This is a genomic window from Pseudomonas sp. GW456-L12 (assembly GCF_059424045.1).
In genome coordinates this window covers 1-9,589 of sequence record NZ_JBWKZA010000060.1, presented here as the reverse complement: position 1 = coordinate 9,589, position 9,589 = coordinate 1, and the positions used below count along the sequence as shown (strand labels likewise).

The 9,589-nt window shown below is 64.6% G+C and carries 6 protein-coding genes; all 6 read right to left on the bottom strand.

Annotation, left to right across the window (positions count from 1 at the left end):
* Positions 1-1,029: 1,029 nt before the first annotated feature.
* Positions 1,030-1,479: a peptide-methionine (S)-S-oxide reductase MsrA gene (msrA, locus tag AC07Y9_RS31945; protein ID WP_102681528.1), complete on the bottom strand. Its 450-nt coding sequence runs from the start codon at positions 1,477-1,479 to the stop codon at positions 1,030-1,032.
* A gap of 17 nt (positions 1,480-1,496) precedes the next feature.
* A complete protein-coding gene (locus tag AC07Y9_RS31940) occupies positions 1,497-2,552 on the bottom strand; it encodes an ABC transporter substrate-binding protein (RefSeq protein WP_102681527.1) in 1,056 nt (351 codons plus the stop codon).
* The gene (locus tag AC07Y9_RS31935) at positions 2,549-4,615 is read right to left on the bottom strand and encodes an ATP-binding cassette domain-containing protein (protein ID WP_102681526.1); all 2,067 of its coding nucleotides are present in this window, start codon (positions 4,613-4,615) and stop codon (positions 2,549-2,551) included. The genes AC07Y9_RS31940 and AC07Y9_RS31935 overlap by 4 nt, the downstream gene beginning before the upstream one ends.
* A gap of 125 nt (positions 4,616-4,740) precedes the next feature.
* Positions 4,741-5,709, bottom strand: a complete 969-nt coding sequence (locus AC07Y9_RS31930) for an aliphatic sulfonate ABC transporter substrate-binding protein (RefSeq protein ID WP_102681525.1) — start codon at positions 5,707-5,709, stop codon at positions 4,741-4,743.
* Positions 5,710-6,116: 407 nt separating this feature from the next.
* The gene (locus tag AC07Y9_RS31925; RefSeq protein WP_102681524.1) at positions 6,117-7,400 is read right to left on the bottom strand and encodes a Zn-dependent hydrolase; all 1,284 of its coding nucleotides are present in this window, start codon (positions 7,398-7,400) and stop codon (positions 6,117-6,119) included.
* A 222-nt stretch (positions 7,401-7,622) separates the two neighbouring features.
* Entirely contained in the window at positions 7,623-9,110 is a 1,488-nt protein-coding gene (locus AC07Y9_RS31920) for an NCS1 family nucleobase:cation symporter-1 (RefSeq protein ID WP_102681523.1), read from the bottom strand.
* Between the last annotated feature and the right edge of the window lie 479 nt (positions 9,111-9,589).

The window sequence follows — 9,589 nt, the reverse complement described above, 5'->3', positions numbered from 1 at the left end:
GGGTGGGGGGTGGAAAAGTGGGGGGCTGATGCCAGAGGCAGGGCTATAGAAAGCTCGATATTGCGTGCTTGCTATCACTCGACCGTACAGCAGTCGTGAACCTCAATCCTCCTATGTACATATCCGTTCCTGCGGTTACGGCGACTTACGGTTCCGCTCTTACAGCGGGTCACTTTGGAAAGGCGCCAAAGTAACCAAAACGCCCTGCCCCTGGCGTCCGGTCCTCGCTAAGGCTCGGATTCCCTCGCTCCGGTCCTGCTCCGTGGGCCGCCGCCACAGGCCATCCATGGCCTGGGGCGGCTAACTCGGCATCCCTGCCGAGTTGCCCACTGCGCAGAACCTCCACTCGGCCTCCCGATGGGGCAAACCATCAAAAACAACGCGAGGCGGCCTACCGGCCGGCCTGGCTGGGAATGCGGTCTCTGTAGCCGCTGCCGAGCGCAGCGAGGCTGCGATCGAGGCCGAAGGACTCGCCAGGCGGGCACCGCGTTTCCCCAGATCCTGCGAGGCGCCAGGTTTAGCGGCCCTACGGGCCGATCGCAGCCTCGCTGCGCTCGGCAGCGGCTACACAAAGCGTGTCAGACAGAAGAGTTGCAGCGTGGCGAAGGCAGCAAGCTTTGGCTTGGCTTTGTTTTGTTTTGTTTTGTTTTGGCTTTGGCTTTTGATCTATTGGCCCCGTTAACCACGATGGCCGAACGCAGGCATTGAGCCGTGGGTAACCCGGCAGGAGGCCGGGTTAGCCGCACTGGGCCATGGATGGCCCATTGCGGCGGCCCACGGATCAATGCCGGAGTGAGGGCATGCCGAGCCTTAGCGAGGCACCGAGTGGTGGGGCAAGCGTTTTTTGGTTCCTTTTTTTGGCGTTTGAAAAAAAGGGACTCGCCGTAAGGGCGAAACCATAAGCCGCCGTTACCGCAGGAATGGATATGTACACCATCCAAAAAATGCAGTGCCAAAGCCGACGCTATCGCGAGCAATCGAGCGTCGACCGGCTGCTCCTACAGAAGCAGGCCTGCGCGACCAGTACCCTCAGATATGGCAACTGCTCAAGCCATTCTTTTCCAGGTAGCGCTGGTGCGCTTCATCCGCCAGGTCGAAGCGACCCAGGGGCACGATCACCGTGGCCACGGGTTTGTTGAGGCGGCCGGAGTCTTGCAGGGCCGTCTTGGCCTGCCGTGCCTGTTCGGCCTGTAGGGCGTTGGTATGGAAGATCGCCGAGCGATATTTCCCCCCACCATGCTCCCCCTGCCGATCCACCGAAGTCGGATCATGCAGCCCCCAGAAGTGCTCGATCAGGCTCGAATAAGCCAACACCCGCGGATCGAAATCCACCTGCACCACCTCGATCCGCAACGACTCATCGCCCGCCTCCACGGCGTAGCCCACCCGTGTCTCCACCACCCCCGGCAGCGCCCGGAACGCGGCTTCCGCGCCCCAGAAACAGCCCGCGCCGAAGGTCGCCTGTTCGATCCTGCTCATGTTCCGATGCTCCTCGCTCACTGCACCGCTCCGACTTTCTCGCCGCTGGCGCCCAGCCATTGATCGACGATCGCCGGGTTGGCCTGGACCCAGGCCCTGGCCGCTTCCGCCGCCGGTTGCTGTTCCTTCTCGATCCTGAGGATCAGGTCGTTCAACACCTGCGGGTCGATGCTGAAGTTTTCCAGGAAGGCGGCGATCCGTGGCGCGCGTTTCTGCAAGGCGCTGGAGGCCAGGACATAGACCCGGGCGTCCGGGTAGGCGCAGGTGATCGTGCTCTTGTTCAGCCAGTCGGCGTCCACCGTCGGGCTGACGAATTTCCAGCAGCCGTCGGCCTTGTACAGCGGGTCGCCCTTCTTGTTGTCCTGGGCGTAGCCGTCGAACGCCGGTTCGTCCAGGCGGCGCAGGTCGAAGGCGGAGAAGATCCAGTCCGGGGTGTAGGCGTAGAACACCACGCCGCGCTGGGCCTTGTAGGCCGCGGCGAGTTTGGCGTAGGTCACCGAGGCTTCGGTGGACACCGATTCGAATTTGTCGGCAAAGCCGAAATCCTTGGCCTTGATCTGGCCGATATAGGTCGACTCCCAACCCGCCGGGCCCACCAGCAATTGCGCCTTGCCGCCGCCCAGGGGTTCGAAGAGCTTGGCCACTTCAGGCTTCTGCAGGTCGTAGACCGATTTCACGCCGTATTGGTCTTGCAGGTAGCCGGGGATATAGAAGCCCTGCACCCCCAGGTAAGGTTGCTTGTTCGGCACCAGGGAGCGGGTGCCGCCGGTGACGTACTTGGCCCACGCGGCGGATTGATTAGGCAGCCAGATATCGGTCAGCACATCCACCGAGCCGTCGCCCTTGGCCGCGGCGGCGAACAGCACCGGTATGTCACCGGCCAGGTAAGACACGTCGCCGTCGAGGCGGCTTTTGATCACCTCGCCGAGGATGTTCTGGATGGCGATGGCGCCGGTCCAGTTCTGTTCGCCGATGACGATCTTGTCCTTGGCCAGGGCTGGCAGAGCCAGCCCCAGGAGCAGCGCGGCGGCGCCCAGGGTGCGGGAAAACGACTGGTTCAAGAGACACCTCATTGCTGATGGAAAGCGCGATCCCGCTGACGCAGGGTCGCTTGAATGATGCGGTCGGGAATCAACGCGCAGAACACGATCGCCGCGCCGGCCAACATGCCCTCGCCGCCCTTGATATTGCGCAGCGCGGTCATCACGTCGTAGCCCAGGCCGCCGGCGCCGATCAGCGCCGCGACCACCACCATCGACAGGCTCATCACCAGGGTCTGGTTGATCCCCAGCAGCAGCGAGCCGGCGGCCAGGGGCAGCTCGACCTTGGTCAGGATCTGCCACGGCGTGGCGCCATGGGCCAGGGCCGCTTCGACGGCGGTCTTGGGTACTTCCCGGATCCCCAGGGCAGTGAGACGGATCATCGGCGCCAGGGCGAAGATCACCGTGGCGATCACCGCCGGGGTCTTGCCCACCGAGAAGAACGCCACCGCCGGGATCAGGTACACGAAGGTCGGCAGGGTCTGCATCACGTCCAGCAAGGGCGTGATCAGGCGCCGGGCCAGGGCGCGCTTGGCCAGGAGGATGCCGGCGGGCACGCCGATCAGCAGCGACAGCAGCACCGAGGAACCCACCAGCGCCAGGGTGGCGATGGTGCGCTCCCAGAAACCGAACAGGCCGATATAGAGCAAGGCCGCCGCGCTGGTCAGGGCCAACGCCACGCCGGCACTGCGCCAGGCCAGCAGCACCAGGGCCAGCGCCGGGACCGGCCAGGGCAACCAGCCCAGCAGGCTTTCGATGCTCTCGATCACCGTGCGCACGGCGACTATCACGCCGACAAAGGTGCTTTCGAAGGTGACCTGGGACCAACCGATCAACTGGTCGATGGCCGCCGCGGTGCCCAGCAGCGCCTGGCGGTCGGCGGGAAATTGCAGCCAGGGGCCGCTGGCATCCACCGCCAGCACCCGCCACAACACCAGGCCCTGGCACAGCAGCAGGACCAGCCACGGCAGGCGCCAGTCGGAACGGCCCTGGCGGCTCGGACGGCGGGCCAGGGTCACGCTGAGCAGGCGGCTGAGCAGCAGGCCGAGCACCGCCAACCCAGCCCAACCGAGGCTGGCGCTGGCCAACCATTGGCCCAGGGCACTGGCCGCCGCCAACTCCAGGGCAAAACCCAGCCAATACAGCGCGCCACGGCCGCTGGCGGCCAAGGCCGCCGGCCCCAGCAACAGCGCCTGCCAGAAGGAAAACCCCGGGGCCACGGGCGCCGGAGCGGTTGTTGTTTTAGCCGAAGCGACGGGCGCCGCGACCAGCGTGTCGCTGCGCACGCCGTGTTCCTGAAAGAAGTCCGCCACCTCGGCGTCCGCCGGATGCTCCAGCAGTTCGCCGGGGCTGCCGAGCTGGATCAGCTGGCCCTGGCGCAGCACCGCGATGCGGTCGGCCAAGCGCAGGGCTTCCGCCGGGTCGTGGGTCACCAGCAAGGTGGTGATGCCACGCTCGCGCACTACCCGCAGGAAGTGGCGTTGCAGGTCGCGGCGGATGGTCGGGTCCAGGGCACTGAAGGGTTCGTCCATCAGCAGGATGTCCGGCTCGCTGACCAGCGCCCGGGCCAGGCCGACCCGCTGCTGCATGCCGCCGGACAGCTCATGGGGATAGTGCTCGCCCCAGCCCTCCAGGCCCATGGCCCGCAGCTGCACATCGGCCGCGGTCTGGCGCAGGGCCTCGGGTTCGCCGCGCAGTGCCAGGGGCAAGGCGACGTTGTCGCGCACGCTGCGATGGGGCAGCAGGCCGAAGTGCTGGAAGACCATGCCGATGCGCCGCGAACGCAGGGTGCGCAGGTCCTTGGCCGAAAGCTGGCTGATGGCCGCGCCGTCGATCAGCACCTCCCCGCTGCTGGGTTCGATCAGCCGATTGATATGCCGCAGCAAGGTGGACTTGCCGCTGCCGGAGGTGCCCATCAGGCACAGCACTTCGCCACGGCGCACGCTGAGGCTGACCTGCTCCACCGCCGGCGCGGACGAGCCGCGGCCGTAGCGCTTGGTCAGGTTGCGCAGCTCCAGCACCACCTCGGCGCTGGCCGGTTGCGGGGCGGACGCGGCTGGGACGGCAAAGGCCTCTTGGGGGTAAACGGCAGACACGGGCACTCCTGATGCCGGACGCGCAGCCGCGTCACCGGCAGTGATAAAGAAGAAAAATGGCTGGGACCGGCCAGGCGGCTACCCCAGGGAAATGGGCTCGCCGACACAGGCGAGCCAAGGCTCAGTTACAAATGCTTGGGGCTCCACAGCTGCACCGCGCGGGCATCCACCGGCTTGGGCAGGAGTTTTTCCTGGTAGAAGGCATCGGCGATTTTCTGTTGCTCGCCCAGGGCCTCCGGCTGCACCGCTTCCACCTTGTAGGTGCGACGACTGTTGGCCAGTTCCACCGTGCTCACGTCCAGGTTGCCCCACAGCGGGCCGAGCAGTTTTGCCGCCTCCGTCGGGTGCGCCTTGATCCAGGTGCCGGTCTTCTGCAGCTCGGCGAACACTTGGTTCAGCACCTCGGGGTGGGCCTTGGCGTAATCGTTGGAGGCCAGGTAATAACGCCGGTAGCTGGCCAGGCCCTGGCCGTCATGCAGCACCCGCGCGCCCTGCTGGCGCTGGGCGCTGGCGACGAAGGGTTCCCAGGTGACCCAGGCATCGACCTTGGCGGTTTCCAGGGCGGCACGGCCATCGGCCGGGGTCAGGTACACCGGCTGGATATCGGCGAAACCCAGGCCGGCTTCGCGCAGCGCGGCGATCAGCAGGTAATGGCTGCCGGCGGCCTTGGTCACGGCGACACGCTTGCCCTTGAGGTCGGCCAGGGACTTGAGCGTGGAATCCTTGGGAATGACGATGGACTGGGCGGCGGGCGACGGGGTTTCCGTGGCGAAGTAGGTCAGCTGGGCGCCGGCGGCCTGGGCGAACACCGGCACGGTGTCGGCGACGTCGGCGCTGATATCGACGTTGCCCACGTTCAGCGATTCCGCCAGGGGCAGGCCGCTGGTGAATTCATGCCAGGAGATCTTCACGCCCTGCCCCGCCAGCTGTTTTTCCAGGGTGCCCTGGGCCTTGAGCACCGCCAGCAGGGTCGAGGATTTCTGGTAGCCGATACGCAGGTCGGTATCGGCCTGGGCATCGAGGGCCATGCCCAGCGCCAGACCGGCCAGGGCGGTGATCGACAAGCTACGACGCAAAGCAAAGGGCAGGCGCATGGGGGCGGACCTTCTGGGAGAGAGGAAAGTCGCTAAAAGCTAATCGATCTAAGAATTAAGAAATAAATACTTTTTAGGCATTAGCTTAGGTTCGGCTGGACGATCCCAAGCTGCATGCAATGGCCGATCACACCATCACCCGGTAGCCGCTCGATAAGGCCGGGTCGCGCTCGATACACAGGGCCTTGGCTCCCGATATCCCGACAAGCCTCTATCGGTCTTGAGATCGCCGCGCCCGTGCCGGGCGATCGCAGCCTGCGGCAGCGGCTACAAAAGCCCTGTTCACGACCTGTAGGAGCGAGCTTGCTCGCGATGGCCGTCAACGATAACGCGCCGCTTCCTGGAGGAATGCGGCGCCCTCTGGTTTATCGCGAGCAAGCTCGCTCCTACAAGGTGGACGGTGGTCGTCAAGCAACGCGCTGTCCTTTGGCGACGGCCTGGGATGCCGCCAGCATCGCCCGCAACAACACCGCGCAGCCGGCGGCGAGGTCGTCGGGGTCGGCGTTTTCGATTTCGTTGTGGCTGATGCCGCCTTCGCAAGGCACGAAGATCATCCCCGCCGGGCCCAGCTCGGCGACAAAGATCGCGTCGTGCCCGGCGCCGCTGACGATGTCCATATGGCTCAGGCCCAGCCCCTGCGCCGCATCGCGCACCGCGTCGACGCAGATCTTGTCGAAATACAGCGGTGGAAAGTCCGCGGTCGGCACCATGTCGAAGGTCAGGCCATGTTCGTCGCAGGTGCTGTCGATCACCTGGCGCACCTCGGCGATCATCGAGTCCAGGCGCGCCGGTTCCAGGTGCCGGAAGTCCAGGGTCATGCGCACCTCGCCGGGGATCACGTTGCGCGAACCGGGATAGGCCTGCAGGCAACCCACGGTGCCGCAGGCATGGGGTTGATGGCCAAGGGCGGCGCGGTTGACCGCGGCCACCACCGCCGCCGCGCCGACCAGGGCGTCCTTGCGCAGGTGCATCGGGGTCGGGCCGGCGTGGGCTTCGACGCCGCGCAACTTCAGGTCGAACCATTTCTGGCCGAGGGCGCCGAGTACGACGCCGATGGTTTTCTTTTCGTCCTCGAGGATCGGCCCCTGCTCGATATGGGCTTCGAAGTAGGCCCCCACCGCGTGCCCGCTGACCTGGCGGCTGCCGGCATAGCCGATGGCGTTCAGCGCATCGCCGACGCTCACGCCTTCGGCATCGGTCTTGGCCAGGGTTTCTTCCAGGGTGAATTTCTCGGCGAACACCCCGGAGCCCATCATGCACGGCGGGAAGCGCGAGCCTTCTTCGTTGGTCCACACCACCACTTCCAGCGGCGCCTCGGTTTCCACCCCGAGGTCGTTGAGGGTGCGCAGCACTTCGAGCCCGGCCAGCACGCCGAAGCAGCCGTCGAACTTGCCGCCGGTGGGCTGGGTGTCGATATGGCTGCCGGTCATCACCGGCGGCAGCTGCGGGTTACGCCCGGGGCGGCGGGCGAAGATATTGCCGATGCCATCCACCGTGACCGTGCAGCCGGCCGCCTCGCACCACTGCACGAACAGATCGCGGGCCTGGCGGTCGAGGTCGGTCAGGGCCAGGCGACAGACCCCGCCCTTGACCGTGGCCCCGAGCTTCGCCAGCTCCATGAGCGACTGCCACAGGCGGTCGCGGTTGATGTGCCGGTGGCTGGATTGCAGAACGTCGACGGCAGCGTTCATGGTGATCTCCTCAGGCTTTTCTGGTTGTCGTTGACGAGGTTGCGCGCTCGTCTGGAGTCTTACGGTGTTCGATGGATCGCCCCCCCTGTAGGAGCGAGCTTGCTCGCGATTGGCCAGTAGCCATAACGCGATTCGCCAGATAGACCGCGTTGTTTGCACGTTTTTCGCGAGCAAGCTCGCTCCTACAGGGGAACAGGCCGGCAGCCATACACCATGCCAAGGTCATACCGGCGTCTTGGCGGTCGCGGTTTGCGGGCGGCCCATGCTGCACAGGCCGTAATAGAGCAAGCCGCCCAGCGCCGAGCCGGTGAACCAGCCGTAGCTGTAGAACCAGCTGAATACATCGCTGCCCAGGGACAGCAAGGTCAGCGCCACCGGCACGCCAAAGGCGATAAAGCCGTACCCGTTCCACGCCGGGTACACGTCATCGCGGTACAGCCCGGCCAGGTCCAGGCGCTGTTTCTTGATGATGAAATAGTCCACCACCATGATCCCGGCGATGGGCCCCAGCAGGCTGGAGTAACCCAGCAGCCAGTTGGAATACACGGTCTCCAGGCTCACGTCCGAGACCAGCAGGCCGAGCTTTTTCAGCAGCTCATGGGCCATCAGCGCCAGGCCGACGAGCCCGGTCAGGATCACCGCCTTGGTGCGGCCGATCAGCTTGGGGGCGATGTTCTGGAAGTCGTTGGTCGGCGAGACGATGTTCGCCGCGGTGTTGGTCGAGAGCGTGGCGATGATGATCAGCGCCATGGCCAGGGCCACCCAGCCGGGGCTCTGGATATGGCCGATCAGGCTCACCGGGTCGGAGACGGTGACGCCCACCAGTTTCACCGAGGCGGCGGTCATCACCACCCCCAGCGCGGCAAACAGGAACATGGTCAGCGGCAGGCCGAAGATCTGCCCGAGGATCTGGTCCTTCTGGCTCTTCGCGTAGCGGCTGAAGTCCGGGATATTCAGCGACAGGGTGGCCCAGAACCCGACCATCGCCGTGAGCCCGGCGAAAAAGTAGCTGTAGACGCTGGCGCCTTCCGGACGCTTGGGCGGAATCGCCAGCAACTCGCTCAGGGACACATTGGGCAAGGCCCACACCAGCAGCCCGACACCCACCGCCACCAGCAGCGGCGCCGACAGGGTTTCCAGCCACTTGATCGACTCGGCGCCGCGCAGCACCACCCACAGGTTGAGGGTCCAGAAGAGCATGAAGCCGATCACCTCGCCGGTGCCGCCCAGGGCCTTCCAGCCCTCGAAGATCGAGCCGAGGAACAGGTGGATCGCCAGGCCGCCGAACATGGTCTGGATGCCGAACCAGCCGCAGGCCACCAGGGCGCGGATCAGGCACGGCACGTTGGAACCGATGACGCCGAAGGACGAACGCAGCAGCACCGGGAATGGAATGCCGTACTTGGTGCCGGCGAAGGCGTTGAGGGTCAGGGGGATCAGCACCACGATATTGGCCAGCAGGATCGCCAGCAGCGCCTCGCCCACCGTCAGCCCGAAATAGGCGGTGAGCACACCGCCCAGGGTGTAGGTCGGCACGCAGATCGACATGCCGACCCACAGCGCGGTGATGTGCCATTTGTTCCAGGTGCGCTCATGGACCCTGGTCGGCGCGATATCGTGGTTGTAACGGGGGCTGTCGAGCACGTCGCTGCCGGCGTCCAGCTCGTACAGGCCGGCACGCTCGGTCACTTGGGATCTGTTCTGTTGCATGGCCGCTCCACTTTTTTCTGATTATTTTTGCTCATCAAACGGGCTGGCAGACGTGTTGCCAGCCCGGCGATGGCCGGAGAACTGACGACTTTTACCGACCGGCCATCCTGTCGACGGCGGCACTCAATAAGCGTGCCGGCTTGTCCATCGACGGTGCTCCACAGTCGGTAAAATCCATGTAAACAACTGATGTTTCTTCAGTTTTATTCTGAACAACTTCCTGCCCTGGATAACTTGCCGGTTCACTCAGGCCGAATGCCGGGCAAGTTGTCCATCGGGTCAGGACTCAATCTGGTGCACGCAAACTTTTTTCAAACTTTTGTATGGACCACAAGCCTCCTTCAAGCGGCTGATTTCACATAGGAAATCTTGCTCATATTTCGATCCTGTCAAGTGCGTCAAAATGGTGAAAGGCTGCACCATTTTGCGAATTCGAGATTTAAATCTTTATATTTCAATAACTTAATATAGATATATGC